The 16,326-nt window shown below is 47.7% G+C and carries 15 protein-coding genes; 4 read left to right on the forward strand and 11 right to left on the reverse strand.

Features of this window, described 5'->3' with window-relative positions; genetic code table 11:
* Nucleotides 1-114: 114 nt before the first annotated feature.
* The 3 genes from AC58P5_RS02210 to AC58P5_RS02220 all read right to left on the reverse strand — a co-directional run bounded on the left by AC58P5_RS02210 (nt 115) and on the right by AC58P5_RS02220 (nt 4,052).
* Nucleotides 115-984 carry a methyl-accepting chemotaxis protein gene (locus AC58P5_RS02210; RefSeq protein ID WP_497384297.1) on the reverse strand — a complete coding sequence of 290 codons (870 nt, stop codon included), beginning with the start codon at nt 982-984 and terminating at the stop codon, nt 115-117.
* Between the two features lie 17 nt (nt 985-1,001).
* On the reverse strand, nt 1,002-2,456 hold the full coding sequence (yfmT, locus tag AC58P5_RS02215) for a benzaldehyde dehydrogenase (protein WP_497384298.1): 1,455 nt from the start codon (nt 2,454-2,456) through the stop codon (nt 1,002-1,004).
* Between the two features lie 246 nt (nt 2,457-2,702).
* Nucleotides 2,703-4,052, reverse strand: a complete 1,350-nt coding sequence (locus AC58P5_RS02220) for an erythromycin esterase family protein (protein WP_497384299.1) — start codon at nt 4,050-4,052, stop codon at nt 2,703-2,705.
* Between the two features lie 351 nt (nt 4,053-4,403).
* Between AC58P5_RS02220 and AC58P5_RS02225 the strand changes: the two genes are divergently transcribed.
* Nucleotides 4,404-5,285: a CPBP family glutamic-type intramembrane protease gene (locus AC58P5_RS02225; protein WP_497384300.1), complete on the forward strand. Its 882-nt coding sequence runs from the start codon at nt 4,404-4,406 to the stop codon at nt 5,283-5,285.
* Nucleotides 5,286-5,649: 364 nt separating this feature from the next.
* Here AC58P5_RS02225 and AC58P5_RS02230 read toward each other — a convergent pair whose 3' ends face one another.
* From AC58P5_RS02230 to AC58P5_RS02260, 7 genes are all read right to left on the reverse strand, one after another.
* Nucleotides 5,650-5,817: a hypothetical protein gene (locus AC58P5_RS02230; protein ID WP_497384301.1), complete on the reverse strand. Its 168-nt coding sequence runs from the start codon at nt 5,815-5,817 to the stop codon at nt 5,650-5,652.
* 43 nt (nt 5,818-5,860) lie between these two features.
* Complete coding sequence (locus AC58P5_RS02235) at nt 5,861-6,163, reverse strand: right-handed parallel beta-helix repeat-containing protein (protein ID WP_497384302.1); 303 nt, start codon at nt 6,161-6,163, stop codon at nt 5,861-5,863.
* Between the two features lie 95 nt (nt 6,164-6,258).
* The gene (locus AC58P5_RS02240; RefSeq protein WP_497384303.1) at nt 6,259-7,218 is read right to left on the reverse strand and encodes a carbohydrate kinase family protein; all 960 of its coding nucleotides are present in this window, start codon (nt 7,216-7,218) and stop codon (nt 6,259-6,261) included.
* Complete coding sequence (melA, locus tag AC58P5_RS02245; RefSeq protein WP_497384305.1) at nt 7,215-8,516, reverse strand: alpha-galactosidase; 1,302 nt, start codon at nt 8,514-8,516, stop codon at nt 7,215-7,217. Before melA ends, AC58P5_RS02240 begins: the two co-directional genes overlap by 4 nt.
* 23 nt (nt 8,517-8,539) lie before the next feature.
* Nucleotides 8,540-9,364 carry a carbohydrate ABC transporter permease gene (locus AC58P5_RS02250; RefSeq protein ID WP_497384306.1) on the reverse strand — a complete coding sequence of 275 codons (825 nt, stop codon included), beginning with the start codon at nt 9,362-9,364 and terminating at the stop codon, nt 8,540-8,542.
* Nucleotides 9,365-9,379: 15 nt separating this feature from the next.
* The gene (locus tag AC58P5_RS02255) at nt 9,380-10,315 is read right to left on the reverse strand and encodes a carbohydrate ABC transporter permease (protein WP_497384307.1); all 936 of its coding nucleotides are present in this window, start codon (nt 10,313-10,315) and stop codon (nt 9,380-9,382) included.
* 16 nt (nt 10,316-10,331) lie between these two features.
* Nucleotides 10,332-11,468 carry an ABC transporter substrate-binding protein gene (locus tag AC58P5_RS02260; protein WP_497384309.1) on the reverse strand — a complete coding sequence of 379 codons (1,137 nt, stop codon included), beginning with the start codon at nt 11,466-11,468 and terminating at the stop codon, nt 10,332-10,334.
* Between the two features lie 389 nt (nt 11,469-11,857).
* On the opposite strand from AC58P5_RS02260, the gene AC58P5_RS02265 reads away from it, so the two are divergent.
* On the forward strand, nt 11,858-12,901 hold the full coding sequence (locus AC58P5_RS02265; RefSeq protein ID WP_497384311.1) for a LacI family DNA-binding transcriptional regulator: 1,044 nt from the start codon (nt 11,858-11,860) through the stop codon (nt 12,899-12,901).
* Between the two features lie 400 nt (nt 12,902-13,301).
* Here the strand turns inward: AC58P5_RS02265 and AC58P5_RS02270 are convergent, their stop codons facing one another.
* The gene (locus tag AC58P5_RS02270) at nt 13,302-14,048 is read right to left on the reverse strand and encodes a hypothetical protein (protein WP_497384313.1); all 747 of its coding nucleotides are present in this window, start codon (nt 14,046-14,048) and stop codon (nt 13,302-13,304) included.
* Between the two features lie 280 nt (nt 14,049-14,328).
* Between AC58P5_RS02270 and AC58P5_RS02275 the strand changes: the two genes are divergently transcribed.
* Together AC58P5_RS02275 and nagA are read left to right on the forward strand one after the other, a co-directional pair.
* Nucleotides 14,329-15,123, forward strand: a complete 795-nt coding sequence (locus AC58P5_RS02275; RefSeq protein WP_497384314.1) for a DeoR/GlpR family DNA-binding transcription regulator — start codon at nt 14,329-14,331, stop codon at nt 15,121-15,123.
* Nucleotides 15,113-16,261, forward strand: coding sequence for an N-acetylglucosamine-6-phosphate deacetylase (nagA, locus tag AC58P5_RS02280; protein ID WP_497384316.1), 1,149 nt, complete (start codon nt 15,113-15,115; stop codon nt 16,259-16,261). Before AC58P5_RS02275 ends, nagA begins: the two co-directional genes overlap by 11 nt.
* Nucleotides 16,262-16,326 lie beyond the last annotated feature (65 nt).

The raw sequence follows: 16,326 nt of genomic DNA on the forward strand, positions 1-16,326 counted from the left end.
TCGGATCCGCGGCTATTCGTGTAACCCCGGATAAAAGAAAAAACAAAAAAAGAAGTACAAAACAACTGCACTTCTACTTTTGTTGGATCGGTTTGAAAAAGAGATTCTAATTTCCTATTGCCTGTTCTCTTTGGAATAAAGTGTTTCTTCGGCAACCTGAGCTAATTCCTCCGCTTTAATACTGATCTCCTGGATCGTTGCAGAGAATTCATGAATCGCCCCTGACTGGGTATCGGTTAGCGTGTTGATATCAGAAAAAGTATGGTTTAACCGCAGCAAAAGTTCTTGAATATTTTTAGTAATGCCATTAATCTGGTCCACATTCTCTTTGGAACTGGTCGCGAGCTTCCGGATCTCATCGGCAACGACGGAGAAGCCTCTTCCCACTTCCCCGGCTCTTGCCGCTTCGATGGCGGCGTTAAGCCCTAACATGTTACTCTGATCCGAAATCTCCTTAACGACAGTGGAGATCTTACCGATCTGCTGCGCACTGGAGCTAACGTCTTTCATTTGGTTGGTTACGTCGGTCACACGGTCGGTAAGGTTAGAAACGGATTGGCTGATATCTCCGATTGACGCCGTTGTTTGTTCGACAATTGCGGAAAAGCTCTCGGCCATCTCAAAAAGCTTATTCGCTTTCTCGAGGCTTGTACCCATGCCTACACCGCCGATAACCCTGCCCTGCTCGTCATGCAGCGGGATGGCGCGTGCGGCAAGCGGAAAACCAAACAGCTCTTTCGGAACGACAGCCGATAACGCCGTATTATTTCGGATCGCATTTGTCACAATATCTCCCTCCATTAGAGGGTCCCCCGGGCTCACATTCAGCGAGAAGGTATTGCCGGGAATGTTGATGATCAGCTTCTCGGTGTCATAAATGCCGATTGTGATGTCATCATTAGTGAGATTTTTGAGCAGTGGAGCTACCTTTACAAAGGCTCTGATCAGCTCATGCTGTGTTTGTCCTTCAGCTTCAATTTTCATGCTTTCTCCCCCAGCCCTTAGTACGGGAATTTCCTTTGTCCGTAATTAACCGAAATCCACTTCATTGTGGTAAATTCATCCAAGCTCCATTCTCCGTTCAAACGGCCCAAACCGGACTGCTTTTCTCCGCCAAAAGCCACAATCGGCTCGTCGTTGATGGTAACATCGTTCACATGGATCATACCGGTGTGGATCTTCTTGGCCATTTCCACACCACGCTCAAGATTGGAGGTATGAATGGCCCCGCTAAGCCCGAAACGCGTATCGTTGGCAATTTCGATGGCTTCCTCTTCGGTTTCGAACGGAATGATACATACTACCGGGCCGAACAACTCATCTTGAGCAACATCCATATCCGGTTTGACATGGACAAGGACGGTAGGCTCTACCATTCTGCCGGCAATTTTACCTTGCACCAGGGCAACGGCGCCCTGCTCAATGCCGCTAGCAATCAGCTTCTCCAGTGTTTCTGCCTGACGGTTGTTAATGACGGGGCCAATGATGGTCTGCGGATCACTCGGATCACCTGCTGTAAGCGTTGAGACCTTCTCCTTGAATTTATCCACAAAATCCTGATAGATCGTCTTCTGTACAAGAATCCGGTTGGCCGACATACAGATCTGGCCTTGATGCGTGAACCTGCTGAATGTCGCCGCTTGTACCGCGTAGTCGATATCCGCATCCTCCAGGATAATGAACGCGCTGTTCCCGCCGAGTTCCAGCAGCGGCTTTTTGAAGTTCTTGACTGCCAGTTGGCCAATATAGCTTCCGACCTTAGTCGAACCCGTGAAGGAAATGATTCTCGGAATCGGATGCTCGACGAACGCATCGCCAATCTCCTTAATATCTGTCACCACAACGTTCAATAGGCCCTTCGGTACACCCGCTTCTTCGAAAATCTTGCCGATAAGCGTTCCGCCCGTAATCGGTGAATCCTCATGCGGCTTCAGCACTACGCCATTGCCGGCACCCAGCGCCGGAGCAACCGACTTCATAGACAAGAAGAACGGGAAATTAAACGGACTGATAACCCCAACCACGCCTGCGGGGATCCGGTACAGCCTGTTCTCTTTACCGTCCTCGGTAGAAGGCAAAATCTTGCCCTCCATTCTAAGCGGAAACGTAGCCGCTTCCTTAATCATATTTTTCACAAGACCGATCTCAAAGGCAGCCTTCAGACGCGTTCCACCCAGCTCCTGAATAATAAGAGATGTGATTTCTTCCTCATGAGCTTCTATGTATTTAACCGCATTTTCAAGAATGTCGCGTTTCTTGTACGGGTTAACCTTGTCCCATTCCAGCTTGGCTTTATAGGCAGCTTGATATGCATGGTCTATATCTGCAACGTTGGCTATTTGAAAAGTGGTTATAACCGCATCATTGTACGGATTGATGTCTGGCAGCGCTTTGCCGCTCCGGCCGTCTCTCCATTCGCCATCTATAAATTGTTTTCCTAACAGTTGGTAATCCATAGTATCTCCTCATTTGTCTGTAAATTTATAGCATACTATATATCGACAAACTTCCCAAATTTGTTAAGTACTTGGGAGATTTATTCCACATGTTCAGGAAAGTGTCACAATGTAACCGTGCGTCAAAATACAGGACCCCTCCATTATTGTGAGAAAAAGAAAAAATCCTCCCTATTGGTAAGGAGGATTTTTCTTGAGATTCCCGGTAACGACGCCAGTCTTGCCGTTCCCGCTGAGGACAAGCTTTTACTTCATGTGAGACGGGCTTGTTTTCCGGATGTGAAAAAGAATGTCAAATTGCTCTTGCAATGAAGCGTCAAAGTATACCGGTGCGTTCGGAATGAGTTGTCCACCCAGACTGAGCAGGGGCCGCTTTTCACCAACCCATTGTTTGGCCGGTCCTTCAAGATGACGGGCATCCAGCAGGAACATTTCCGAAGAAACTTTTCCAAGGGTGTAGTTGGAGCTGTTCACATCCTGTGGAATTTTTTCCGTGGAGAGCTTCCCGGTTCCGTCAGGTCTGTATTCGCTGTATAAGGTGAAGTCGCCCTCTGATGTGGTGCTTCCCATGACGATATATTGGTCGCCAAGACGATTTTTCAGGAAATTACCGGAACCATCCGGATATAACTGCTTATCGATAATTCCTTTGGCAACGTGGATATTGTGGCCCCATACCATCGTTTTTCCGTCAAGCGCCTTCTCGGCCCACACCGCATGATCGGCCAGATACTGCTCATGCAGCTTTATCATGCTTGGATAGTCATCAGGAATCAACATGTTTGTGAAATTCCGTATAGCCATCGCTGTTCCTTTCACCCAGGTAAGCTCGGTTGCATCTTTCTCTTTGTCAGCCTGGTTGGTCTTCTCTTCGAGCAACCGGACGACTTTCTCGGCGTTACCCTTGTACCGCTCTCTTACTTCGGGCGACAGCTTCATGTATTCCGCCAAGTTTCCGGTCGAGGTCTGAAGCTCTTTGTAGCTAAGTTCCACTTCGGCCAGCATATCGGGATAATGCCGCTTAACATAATCCGTCACTTTTTGATAAACACCTGGATCCAGCGATTTTAAGTCAAGTCCGATAAATTGAATCTTCTTCTTGTTCGCAGGATCGGCATTATAATCTTTCATCCACTCCACCATGGCGACAATTTCATCCGTCGGATACAACAGATTCAAAAATTCTCTTGGATTTCCTTTTCCCGTTTGGATATATTCATTCAGCTTTAAACCGCTCCCCCAATCTTCTTCCATGCCGAAATTCGTAAAACCCAGCTCGGTAACCAAATACTTCACGAGCCGAAACTTCATCGTAAATATTTCGGAGCTTCCGTGAGTACTCTCTCCCAATCCCACATAACGGGCTTCTCCGATCATGCCTTTCAGCGGCTGCAAATCATCGAATGGTTGTGCAGGGTCAATCGTCTTCAAAGGCTTTACCTGCGATTTAATGGATGAGATCAGATCGTTTTGGGCAGGCTCGGGTGATTGCGTAACCACTACCGTCTTAGTCTCCCCTTCTTTTGCGCATCCTCCAACCAGCATAGCGGCACTAACCACCGCTACGATTCCGCCGTACATCATTTTCTTTTTCATCGTCTCCACCTCATTCATATTGTTAAGCAAGATGATCCGCAAGCTGTTACAATGCGTCAATCGCTTTGAATCGATTGTCACTCATTTACTATCATTTTTCCTAGTGACGAACCGTCACAAACCCGATTTGACAAAACATCATACGGCATGAAATTACATTTTCTCACTGTTCAAAATGACAAAGTGCCACTGATAATGAGCTCACCGAACGCAAATAAATGACAAAAAGGGATGTGAGTGATACAGAAAAATCAAGGGATATCCTAAAGGATTAGCGATGGTTTCAGACGCATGTACGGCAGGAATTTATTTCGATACGCAAACTAATTTATCAGGAAAGAAGGGTTTATCATGGTATCTTATTCAGAAACGCTCTCGAGTGAGGGTCATGTCAGACAGGCAAGAAAAGGACTCCGGCTCTATCTGGGCATCTTGCTCGTTTTATCCATTATTATGAATGCAGTCGTAATTTTGACTAAAAGCGTTCCGCTCATCATCGTGTACATGTTTATACCCGCGATTTCTTCTATAATTGCCCGTCTCCTTCTCAAGGAAGGGTTTAAAGACGTATCATTCAGTCTCGGTCGCGCAAAAATATGGAGAGGCATCGGATTGGCCGTGCTGATTCCGATGATCATCTGCTCGATCACTTATTCCATCGCCTGGTTAAGCGGACTGGCTGCATTTCAGCTTCCTGTGGGCGGCACGTTGGAACCGGTCTTTCATATGCTTGGACTGCAGTATTTACCGGCACCGCTGCATTTCGTTCTTATAGTCGTGTTGACCGGAATTCTGGGGAGCTTGATCAACCTGATCCCGGTTATGGGTGAAGAGCTCGGCTGGAGAGGTTACATGCTGACAAGGCTAGTCGATGCCAAGGTATCTCGTCCTATCCTTCTTAGCGGATTGATCTGGGCAACCTGGCACGTTCCGATCGTCATTGCCGGCTTATACGTGACGGGAACTTCCGTTATTCTTTCTGTAATCGGCCTTTACCTGTGTATCGTTCCCTTCGGTTTTATTATCGCCCGTCTGCGGCTCATCACCGGCAGCGTCTGGCCGGCGGTTATCCTTCATTCCGCGTGGAATGCCGTTATTCAAGGACCGTTCACGCGTGCAACTACCGGGACTCATACGGAGATTTGGATCGGAGAATCCGGTCTGCTTACCGGTCTTATCATCATTCTTACTGCCCTTGTTGTCTACCGGACAACAAAGCATGCCGCGCGCTGACTTCGGCGGAAAGCTTGCGATTAATCATTGCTGAGCAAATAACAGCCTTCGTTCGGCCATCTGCCGTACGAGGGCTGTTTTGATGTTTTCGGCGCCTTCTTAAGATGTACATATCTTCCAGTTGAAATTAAAGTTCTCCTTCTTTATATTACATGCTTACGTAATTCTTCATCTCAAACATACAAAACAGAACGTTTCCGCAAATAACTTTGCAACCGGAACGTTTCTTTTCCTACCTGATAAGTGAAGGCCTTTAATTAAAGCTCCCGTCATCCGGCAGCGGGCCTTCACTCCCTGCTCCGGACCGGGGCGCACAAAAAAAGCCCTGGAGGTTTACGCCCCCAGGGCTTGCGGCGCTCGAACATTAAGGAATGACCTTCCACACGTTGGTGCCGGTCGGAGTTTCGCCTTCGTGGATCGACTGGGGAGCTTTCGTCCCGTACACGGCTATGCCGTGGGCGTCCCTTCCCAGAAGATCGGTTCCGGTCGGAGCGGCCGTGTTCTTGATATCATACACTTTGTTACCAGACAAGTTATGAAGCCGCCGGCGCCGTGCACATAAATCCCGATCGGCATTAGGACGCGAACGTGATGGGGCCTTGCTGCGCAGAGCCCGATTTTGTGATCTTCAATTTCTCATTGTACACGCCGCCCCGAACGTAGACGGTACTGCCGGGACCCGCCAGATCCGCTGCGTGCTGGAGTGTCTTCCACGGGGAGCTTAATGTACCCGGATTCGAATCGCTCCCGTTCGCTGCCACATAATAGTCGGTGCCTGCAGCCGATGCGGACGGCGATTGAGCTATGCCCAGTCCCAATCCCAGCACAGCCAAGCTTAACCCGTAAAGAACGTTTTGCCGATTTGCACGAATGATCATCTCCCTGATTGGTTAATGTAGTCGGACTTTGATCTTATCAACGAAACCGCGTATATCTCTGCGAGAATGTGCGGGCCTCACCTCCCTCTCCGGGTTTAGGTGGTTGACTGCTCTTGCAGCAGCCTGCCGACAGCCGCAGTTGTCGGCAGGCTGCCCGTTCCCCCGAGGCCAAGCGTGGACAGTGCGCCGCACGCGTTACCGTATTGCAGCAGCTCCTCCCCTTTCAGGCCGTGGAGGGAACCGTAAATGATGCCGGCGTTGAAACAATCCCCGGCTCCTGTCGTATCCCGGGGAGATACCCGGAACGGTGCGGCTGTTACGACGCTCCCGTCCGGAGCAAGAAGGCTCGCGCCCTTGGACCCTTGCTTGACGGCCACCCGCCCCGCTGCGCTTCCGAGCTTCTCACGGATATCCGCGATCCGGTCCGCTGCGAAAATATGAAGCGCCTCTTCCTCGCTCGGCATAAACAAGTCCGTTTCCTCCAGCAGGGAACGGATGCCCTCCGAATCCCACTCGTTGCGCACGTCCCATCCCGCATCGAATGAAGTACGCGTCCCCCTGGTCCGGGCCTCTCTGAAAAGCTTTTTCCAGTGCAGCCTCATGCCGTCCTGCAAATAGTAGGAACCGAAATGCAGATGGTTCGCTTCGCGCAGAATACTTTCTGGAATATATTCGGGTACTAACATCGGAATACTGCCCGGATAAGTCAATAGCCCCCGGTCGGAAGGAGTCGTGAACGACAAGGTGACACCGGTCTTAACATCCGGCAGTACGGTCACTCCATCGGTGTTCACGCCCATCCGTTGAAGCTCTCCGATACAGTAGGCGCCAAGATCGTCCTGGCCCGCAACTCCCACGAACCTTACGTCGACCCCCAGACCGGCCAGCGCGCAAGCGGTAATCGCGGAAGAGGAACCGAGCACGGTTTGGAATCCGTCGATGATTTTCTCCCGGTTCCACTCCGGTATTACATCCCTGCCGGATACGATCATATCCGCATTCAGCTCGCCGGCGACGACAACGACCGGTTTTCTCCTGCTTGCGGTATGCATCATTTCAGCACCGGTACGAAGTCCCGCTCCGCTTCGTACAGCTCCTCGAACATCTCGCCGATTTCTTCGAGCGAGCATACGGCTGCGGATAAGGGGTCTACCATCAGGGCGTGGCGGGCCATCTCTTTATCCTTGCGGAGTACAGCCTCTACGGACAGATCGAAAAAGGCCATATTCGAGCGGCACAAAGCGGCGAGATGCTCCGGCAAGCTGCCGAAATAACAAGGATGAATGCCGTTGCGGTCGATCATGCAAGCCACTTCCACGATACCGTCGGCGGGCAGATTTTTAATCAGGCCGTTATTGGGCACATTGCCGTAGATGACTTTCGGCTCGTTTTTGAGCATTCCTTCGATAATGATGGCCGCATATTCGTTGCTCGGCTCAAGCTCAAGCGGCCGTTTTCCTTCTAGCTGCTCGATGATTTTCTCATCGTTTTCCTTGCGCCATATCGGCCAGTTGTCCGCGTAATAGCCGGTTGCCCCGTTGTATCCCGAGCTGCAGTGCCGGTCGATTAACGATTGGCGTTTGCGGTAATAAGGGATGTACTCCGAAAAATGCCCGCTCGATTCCGATACGAACGCCCCCAAATATTTCATCGCGTCGAAGCGCACCGGATCTTTTTTCAGCAGTTCGGGGTCCTGAATTTTCTCACGAAGAAGCGGATACAAATCTTGTCCTTCATGGGTCAGTTCGACAAACCAGGACATATGATTGATGCCTCCCGCTTTCCACTGCATCTCCTCGTAAGACACGCCGGCATATTTGGACAACTGCCTGGACGTGTTCTGAATAGAGTGGCACAGGCCCACAACGGGCAGCGTCGTGATACGGGACGTAAGCAGCGTGACGGCCGACATCGGGTTGGTGTAATTGAGAATCGTCGCATCCGGACACAAATCCTCGATATCCCGTACGATATCCATCCAGGTCGGAAGCGTCCGCAGCGTCTTAAACAGCCCCCCGGGCCCGAGCGTATCGCCGATACACTGATTCACGCCGTATTTCAACGGAATTTCGTATTCGTAGCGGACGGTCTGCAGTCCTCCCACTTCAATCTGGTTAATGACGAACCGGGATCCTCCTATTACTTCCCTTCGATCGGTAGAAGCGATTACGTTCCACTTCTTCCCCGTTTGCTCTATAATCCGGGCCACCAGCTTGCGGGCAATCTCAAGCCGTTCCCCGTCGATATCCACAAGTGCGAGGGTTCCTCCCTCTATTCCTTCGATCAGCAAAATATCTGTCGCTATTTCCTGCGTAAATGCGCTTCCCGCGCCGATAATTGAAATTTTGGTCATGGTTGTTCTCTCCTTATTAAGGTCTATTTCATGCCGGTCATCGTCAAGCCTTTAATAAACTGCTTCTGGAAAATGAGAAAGACGATGATCACCGGAACCGTTATAAGAACGGCCGCCGACATGACGACGTTATAATTGACGGTATGCGTTCCGTTAAAATAAACGAGTGCCAGCGGCACCGTCATTTTCCGGGTGTCGTCCAATACGATGAGCGGCCATAAATAATTGTTCCATGAATTCATGAAGGTAAAGATGCCGAGTGCCGACAGCATGGGAAAAATAAGGGGGGCGATAATCCGGACCATCAACCGCAACTCCCCCGCACCGTCTATTCTGGCGGCATCAAGCAAATCCTGCGGGATGTCCTCGATAAATTGCTTGGCGAGAAAAACACCGTACGAGCTGACCAGATTCGGTAAAATAATCGCCAGCAGATGGTTGACGAGACCGAGTTTGGCCGTGATCAAATAAGTCGGGATCATGACGACCTGAAACGGGATCATCATCGTGGCCAGAATGAGCAGAAACCAGATCTTTTTTCCTCTGAACTCGTGTTTGGCGAAAATATAACCGGCCAGCGCGCTCGAAAAAATAGTCGCTGCCGTAATGACGACAGATGTCACCACGCTGTTTAACAGCCATCTTACAAAGGGCGCGTCCATAAACACTGTGCGATAGCCCTCCAGGCTTGCCTCTTGCGGGAACAAGGTGTGCGATCCGGAGACAATTTCCATATTGCTTTTCAGCGAAGACAGCACCATCCAGAGATAAGGCAGCAGCATTGCACAACCGGCAGCCGCCAGTACCATCAGAATCGCTCCGTCCAGCCATCTGTTTCTACGTTGCATCTATTCAAGCCTCCTTCAATGTTCCCAATCCGTGCGGCCCCATTTAAGCTGCAGGACAGTCACGGCCAGAATGATCATCAAGAAAACAGTCGCCATCGCCGACGCATAGCCCATGTTGGAGTTGGAGAAAGCCATCTCATAAATGTGCAGGGCAATCACTCTCGTTTCGTTAAACGGTTCTCCCTTAGTCATAATCTGAAATTGGGCGAAGGCCTGAAAATAGGAGACGACCGTAGTCACGGATACGAACAGCATCGTTCTCCGCAGAAGCGGAAGCGTCAGATATCGGAAGGAATGCCAGCGGTTCGCTCCGTCCAGGAGAGCAGCTTCGTAATACAGCCCGGGAATGGAATCGATTCCGGCGATGAACAGGACGATATTGTAGCCGATGTCCGCCCACAACGTCATGATAATGACGGAATACAGCGCATAATGCGGGTCGCTCAGCCATTGGACGGGCGCCATATGCAGCTTCTCAAGCAGCATGTTGAACAAGCCGTGATTATAATTGAACATTGTGCTCCACACGATAGCCGTTCCGGCAAGCGGAGCGATCGTCGGCAGAAAAAACACCGTGCGCATTAAATTGCGCAGCCATCCTATCTGCAGCCGCTGAATGGCCACCGCAATCAGCAGTGTGACGGCAATATTCACCGCAACGGCAACGACTACGAATTTTACCGTCACCCAGAGCGATTTCAGAAAAACCGAATCTTCCAGCATCCGCACGTAGTTCGCCGTACCGACGAAAATCGTGTTGGAACTGAGGGGATTATATTTGAAAAGGGACAGCCCGAGACTCCAGCCGATCGGCAGAAAAGCGAATGCGCCGAATAACAGCAGGATCGGAATCAGCGACAAATAAATGAACGCGCGCCCGCTCTTTCGGCCTTTGTACGAGGCTGCCGGTGGAATCTTACGGGTTCTGCCTGCTGCCGGTTCAAGATTCATACTCCGATCACTCCGATCATTTATGTTGATCCTGATTGTCGTTTATTGATTTTTCAATGCCGCTCAGACCCGCTTCCACGGTTTCCTGTCCGCTTGCCATTAATTGAAAATGATCGTTGATCGCTTTGAAGAAATAATCCCGGTCCGTAATCGGTCCGATCCACTCTCCCAGCGTCAAAATATCCAGCGAAGTTTTCATGAACGGATTGGCTTTGAGAAATTCCGGATTTTCGGCCACCTCTTTTTTGGCGGGGACCGTAAACGTGCTCAGATTCCACTGCAGCAGATTCTCGTTGGAAGAAACGAATTCGATGAAATCGACGGCGGCTTTCCGCTGCTTGCTTTTTTGTGCGGCTACCAGTCCCCATCCGGATTCGGCTGCGTATAAGGGCGGATTCGCCGTGAAAGACGGCACCGGTACATACTCGAAGTCGTCTGCCTTGTATGTATTCAAACCGGCGGCTATGGACCAGGGTCCGCGATACGTCATCGCCGAGCTTCCCTGAAAAAAATAGTCGGAGGTGTCAAGCTCGCCGCCGAACGTCGTGAGATCCGCGACTTTATCGTCTTTGATAAGCGAGATTAGAGCTTCCATCGCTTTTTTCGCCTCCGGCGTCCGAAAGTTCACATGATCGTTTTCGCCCCAATACTTCCCGTTTTGCTGCAAAATCATGGACAAGAACGTGAAGGTGATATTGTCGCTGGATGCAAAATCAAACCCTTTCACCTTGATGCCCTTCCCGTCCCGGACCGTCAGCTTACGGGCGCTCTCCACAAGTTCTTCCCATGTAGAAGGAGGCTGGGCGATCCCCTTCTCTTTCAGCATTTGCGGGTGGATCAACATGCCGCCGTTTTCGATATTGAATTCGAGCGGAAGTCCGTAAAGCTTGCCGTTCAATGTATATCCCCCTAGCGGGGCTTTGTAATAGCCGTCCCGGAGACGTTCGCCGTCCGGTATTTCCGCCAGCAGCCCGTTCGTGGAGTAGAGGGGAACCCAGGTGCCGAACATCTCGGCGATGTCCGGAGGGTTTTTGGCAATGAAAGAAGCTTTTAGCTTCTGAGGGTAAACATCGTATGGAAAGGATTGATAGTCGATCTCTACTTCCGGATGTGTTGCCTGATAAGCGGCAATCAGGTTTTTATACGCATTCATAAAGGCATCTTCCTGATGGCTCCAAAAAACGAGCTTTACTTTTCCGTCCGGATTTGCAGAAATGTCAGCCGTCGTCTCTTTATCATTTGCGCAAGATGAAACGAAAATTAATGCAAATAATAGAGAAATAAATGAAAAAAAGCGAACATTTTTCAATTTGTAACCCCTTTCTTTTTATTTTACCTAGAATTTTCTGCGTCTTATAAAAATAATACCTCTACAAAAATGGAACGTCAATAATTATTTTGCAATTTAATTTCATTTTATTGATCGTATTTTGCATTTTATTTGTTCTAATTTTCAGTTGACCTCCGTTTTTATTTTCCTTAACATAGAGAGTAAGTATTTGGGTTCGTTCAATCTTAGATGAAATGAAGGCAGGTCATAGCATGCCCACACTAAAAGATATAGCGGACCGGGTCGGCGTCTCTATCTCTACGGTTTCCCGCGTTCTGGCCGATGATACCAGCCGCGCCTCCCACAGCAAAACACGCCGGAAGATTTGGGACGCTGCCCAAGAACTGGGTTACACGGTGAAGCTTCCATCACATGAGCCGGTGAAGAAAATAGGCTGTATCGTTTCCACGATGCAGGGACGGCGCTATCATCCCTACTTTTCCGTTATTTTCGAAGGAATAGAAAAAGAATTATCTCTTCACGGCTATCAGATTGCGTTCACTTATACGCAAGAAGATTTGCAAAAACCTGAAATTTTGCAGCAAGTCATCCACAAAGATCAAAACGGAGGCCTAATTATTATCGAGGGCATCGAGAAACAATTGTATGATTGTATCCGCAAGCATGTGGAGCATATCGTCGGAATCGACGTGTCCGATCCGGACATTCCTACCGTCTCCTATGACCGGGTCGAAGCGGCTCGTACAGCCGTCAAACATTTAACGGATCAAGGCCACAAGGACATCCTCTTTATCGGGGGCACCGGATTGTCCGGAGAATTTCAGAGGGAGAAGCGCTACCGGGGCTACAAGCTGGCACTGGAACAAGCCGGTTTGGCGGTTAAGCCGAAGTACGTGCTTAACGCCGAGTGGGAACCGGATCAGGCTTACCGTCTTGTCCTGAATTACATCGACGAGCATCGCGGCCACCTGCCTACGGCGGTTTTTGCAGCCAGCGATATTATGGCGATGGCGGCTATGCGGGCCATTTCCGAGAAGGGCTATCAAATCCCGCAAGATTTCGCCATTATTGGTTTTGACGACAACGAGCCTTCCCGTTACACGGTTCCTCCTCTCTCCACTATTCATATTCCTACCTTTGAAATCGGAAGTGTCGCCGCAAGAACGCTCCTTCAGGAAATGCAGACGCCGTATCCTCTGCCCGTCAAGATTTTGCTGCCGTTTCAACCTTTATTTCGCCAGTCAAGCGACCGCCGTTTGCAGACAGTGCATGACAAGAACAACGCACATGACTAAACACGCCTGCCTGACAAAAGTTCACTCTTCCCAAAGGACTTTATCTTTCCCGGTCGGAGCGATACCTTGTCTTAAAAGCTGATCAGTTTATTACAGAAAACAAGCCATCCTGGGCTAAAGCGAAGGATGGCTTGTTTTTTAATTTTCATTTGACTAATCTTCATGATCTTTGACATTAGTTACCGACGGTCTCAAATTGCTGCGATCAGCTAAATTAAGTACTGTTTAATTATGTTTTTTTCTAAGGGAAAACCAACGCTGGTCTTTAATATATGTATCATTGTCCCCAGACTCCCGTATACGTCTTGCCTTAGAGTATCGTATTGTTTGCGTGAGTCAGACGAAGCGACAATCTCTTTGCTGGTTACCCAACAAAGGGATTGCTGCTGTCGTTATGCTTTTACTTGATAAGTAAAGTAATCATTCGAGTTCCCATTAAATTTAATAAATATATTTCCTCGCTAAATTCAAATTCTGTTGTACTGATTTTTTTATCTAATATATTTCGTTCCTTTTGTTCATTGGTCAATAATTCCATTAACTCCTTATTTACTCGTCCTTCATTGTGAACTATGGCATTTCTCTTAGTGAAAATTCTTTTGGCTATCCTCATTTCAGTACGAAAACCAAAATCGGTATTAAAGTTCTTTTGTATTATTCCAATTTGTTTTTCAAAAGATTGAAAACCAAAATCCATTATTTCTCTTCGAATAAGATATTCTTTAACATCATCTATAGTTGTAAATTTAAAAATATCTTGTAGTTTCATTGATTTTTGAGAATTAGTTATAGCATCTGAAGAGTTTCTTAAGTAGTTTTCATATAATTCAAATAAAAAAGACTCAAATGCAGAACATAAATTAATTGTCAGTAAATTTATGAGCATTAGATTTTTATCACTGCTATTGGTAATGAAATGAACACATTCACTAACATTCACTTTAGTGTTAAGATTGCCATCGCCTTGTCCGAATACAAAATAATTATCTTTACTATTATATTTAGAGTTGATCTTACTTTCTGTTGCCAAAACCGCAGAAATATGGTCATTAGCTAACTCGTTCTCTACAAGTGAAGACATGTAAAATGTTCTGATTATTTGTAGCTTATTGAGAAATGAATCTTGAATATCTATTAATGATCTCATTGATTACCTCCAATAAAAGATTTCTTCCGAAGCATATTTTTATTATAGTATCAAATTACGATTGCTAAATACACTTTAAAAACAAAAATGCTTCCACTGATCTCTGGCAGCAACTTCGAACCTTTGATTCGCTCAAAGATCCCATTGTAAGTGTAATTTGTATAACATGATTTTTATCGAATGCCTGATCGAAGTATCCATTCAAATACTTACATGTACTTAAATCATAAATTGAAATACTTAAAAATTATGATATAATTACTTACAAGAGGTGAAATTGATGTATCAAGAAGAACGATTACTGAAAATACTCGACTATATTAATAAACACCACGCGATGAGTGTTATGGATATTTGTTCTCTTCTAAATGTATCTAGGGATACGGCCCGAAGAGATATCGTTAAATTGGTGCAAGAAGGAGTCGTTATTCGTACACATGGAGGTGTCGCTCTGCCTCAATTGCAGAAGGAAATAGCCACCTACCAGGAACGTTTAATCGACGAAACAGACAGTAAAAGAAAAATCGGGAAGTTAGCGGCTCAGCTGGTTCAGGATCGGGAAACCGTCATTCTGGACGTTTCCACTACGGTACAGTCAATAGCCGAACAAATTTCAGCTACAAATATTACGGCTGTCACACACTCCATAGACATTGTAGGGATTCTGTCAGGCCGGGAAGATTTGCAAGTTTATGTGCTCGGCGGCTATTTACATGCCAAAAACCGGTTATTATTCGGTCCCTCCGTGATCGATAAGCTAAGAGAATTAAGGGCCGATAAAGCATTTATCGGAGCTACAGCTATACGAGCCGATGGGCTTTATTATCCTTACGAGGATGATGTTTCCGTAAAAAAAGAGATGGCCCGCAGATCGGATCAGGTCATTGTTGTAGCAGATTTCACGAAGTTTACAAGCAAGTCGGTTTATCGTTTGGATTTTGACTTTGTAGATATTTTGATTACCGATCAAGAAGTGCCTATCGACATAAGAGAAGTCCTTCACAATAAAAATATAACGATTATTCAATGTGAAGAGAAAGACAAATACGAGGAGGAAAACAGAGATGAGTCTTAAAATTTTGCACAATGTAAACGTGATTCAAGAAGATAACTCTGGTCTATCTGCCACACTTTGGATACGAGACGGAGTTATTGAAAAGGTAGAAAGCGGCCTATCTTCTCTTCCGGAGGACGAATATGAATGTATGGACGGTCAAGGCCATTTATTGATACCGGGCATGATCGACGTACATATTCACGGTGCCAACGGGTTCGATATGATGGATGGAAGTGAGACGAGTATTCAGGAGGTTTCGCGGGCTTGTGCAGAAACGGGCTGTACCTCGTTTCTGGTCACATCCGTCAGCTCAACAATTGAAGATTTAATAGCCATGATTCGGAGTGTGAAACGTGTTATAGGGCACGAAGTCGGGGCCAAAATCGCAGGGCTTCATCTAGAAGGCCCTTACCTGAATCCGAAGCGTAAAGGTATGCAAAATGAACGGTTTTTACGGCATCCGGATCTTACTGAAATGAAAGAAATTTTTGACGAAGCAGATGGGCTGATCAAGATGGTTACCGTAGCTCCCGAATTACCTGGCGGGATGGAACTCCTCTCATTTCTGAAGGAAAGAGGCGTAATTATCGCCGTCGCGCACTCGGATGCTACATACGAGGAGGCCAAGCAAGCCTTTGAAGCTGGAGCGAGCCATGTTACACATTGTTTCAATGGCATGCGTCCGATTCATCACCGGGATCCCGGTCTGGTTGTAGCCGCTTTTGAAGAAGAACATGTAAGCCTCCAAGCGATTGTAGATGGCATTCATTTGCATCCTGCTATCGTTCGGATGATGTATCGTCTCAAAGGACCGGATGGCATGGTACTGATTACAGATGCTTTGCAAGCCATGGGACTAGGTGACGGAAATTATAAGTTCGGCGGCCACCACGTTACGGTTTCCGAAGGCGTAGCACGCCTAGCGGATGGGACTTTAGCCTCCAGTACGGTTACGATGAATGAGGCGCTGCGTCTGACCGTCGAAACCGGCATTTCTTTAAAAGACGCGGTTAAAATGGCATCAAGCTCACCTGCACGACTATTAGACCTTCATACTAAAGGCAGGATCTCCGGCGGTTATGATGCCGATCTTGTCTTGTTGGATGAACAATTCCAAGTGCAATGGACCATGATTAAAGGTTCTATCGTTTATTAACCAACTTTTAAACTCGCTCCCTCCTCAACTTTAACCTTGGAGTTCTACAATGAAGAAGGAAAAAA

It is taken from the genome of Paenibacillus sp. JT31N7 (genome assembly GCF_059692095.1).

Excerpts from the sequence above, each read along its gene's own strand:
- AC58P5_RS02210 (WP_497384297.1), bottom strand. The coding sequence starts at position 984 with ATGAAAATTGAAGCTGAAGGACAAACACAGCATGAGCTGATCAGAGCC.
- yfmT (WP_497384298.1), bottom strand. The coding sequence starts at position 2,456 with ATGGATTACCAACTGTTAGGAAAACAATTTATAGATGGCGAATGGAGA.
- AC58P5_RS02220 (WP_497384299.1), bottom strand. The coding sequence starts at position 4,052 with ATGAAAAAGAAAATGATGTACGGCGGAATCGTAGCGGTGGTTAGTGCC.
- AC58P5_RS02225 (WP_497384300.1), top strand. The coding sequence starts at position 4,404 with ATGGTATCTTATTCAGAAACGCTCTCGAGTGAGGGTCATGTCAGACAG.
- AC58P5_RS02235 (WP_497384302.1), bottom strand. The coding sequence starts at position 6,163 with ATGATCATTCGTGCAAATCGGCAAAACGTTCTTTACGGGTTAAGCTTG.
- AC58P5_RS02240 (WP_497384303.1), bottom strand. The coding sequence starts at position 7,218 with ATGATGCATACCGCAAGCAGGAGAAAACCGGTCGTTGTCGTCGCCGGC.
- melA (WP_497384305.1), bottom strand. The coding sequence starts at position 8,516 with ATGACCAAAATTTCAATTATCGGCGCGGGAAGCGCATTTACGCAGGAA.
- AC58P5_RS02250 (WP_497384306.1), bottom strand. The coding sequence starts at position 9,364 with ATGCAACGTAGAAACAGATGGCTGGACGGAGCGATTCTGATGGTACTG.
- AC58P5_RS02255 (WP_497384307.1), bottom strand. The coding sequence starts at position 10,315 with ATGAATCTTGAACCGGCAGCAGGCAGAACCCGTAAGATTCCACCGGCA.
- AC58P5_RS02260 (WP_497384309.1), bottom strand. The coding sequence starts at position 11,468 with ATGAATGCGTATAAAAACCTGATTGCCGCTTATCAGGCAACACATCCG.
- AC58P5_RS02265 (WP_497384311.1), top strand. The coding sequence starts at position 11,858 with ATGCCCACACTAAAAGATATAGCGGACCGGGTCGGCGTCTCTATCTCT.
- AC58P5_RS02270 (WP_497384313.1), bottom strand. The coding sequence starts at position 14,048 with ATGAGATCATTAATAGATATTCAAGATTCATTTCTCAATAAGCTACAA.
- AC58P5_RS02275 (WP_497384314.1), top strand. The coding sequence starts at position 14,329 with ATGTATCAAGAAGAACGATTACTGAAAATACTCGACTATATTAATAAA.
- nagA (WP_497384316.1), top strand. The coding sequence starts at position 15,113 with ATGAGTCTTAAAATTTTGCACAATGTAAACGTGATTCAAGAAGATAAC.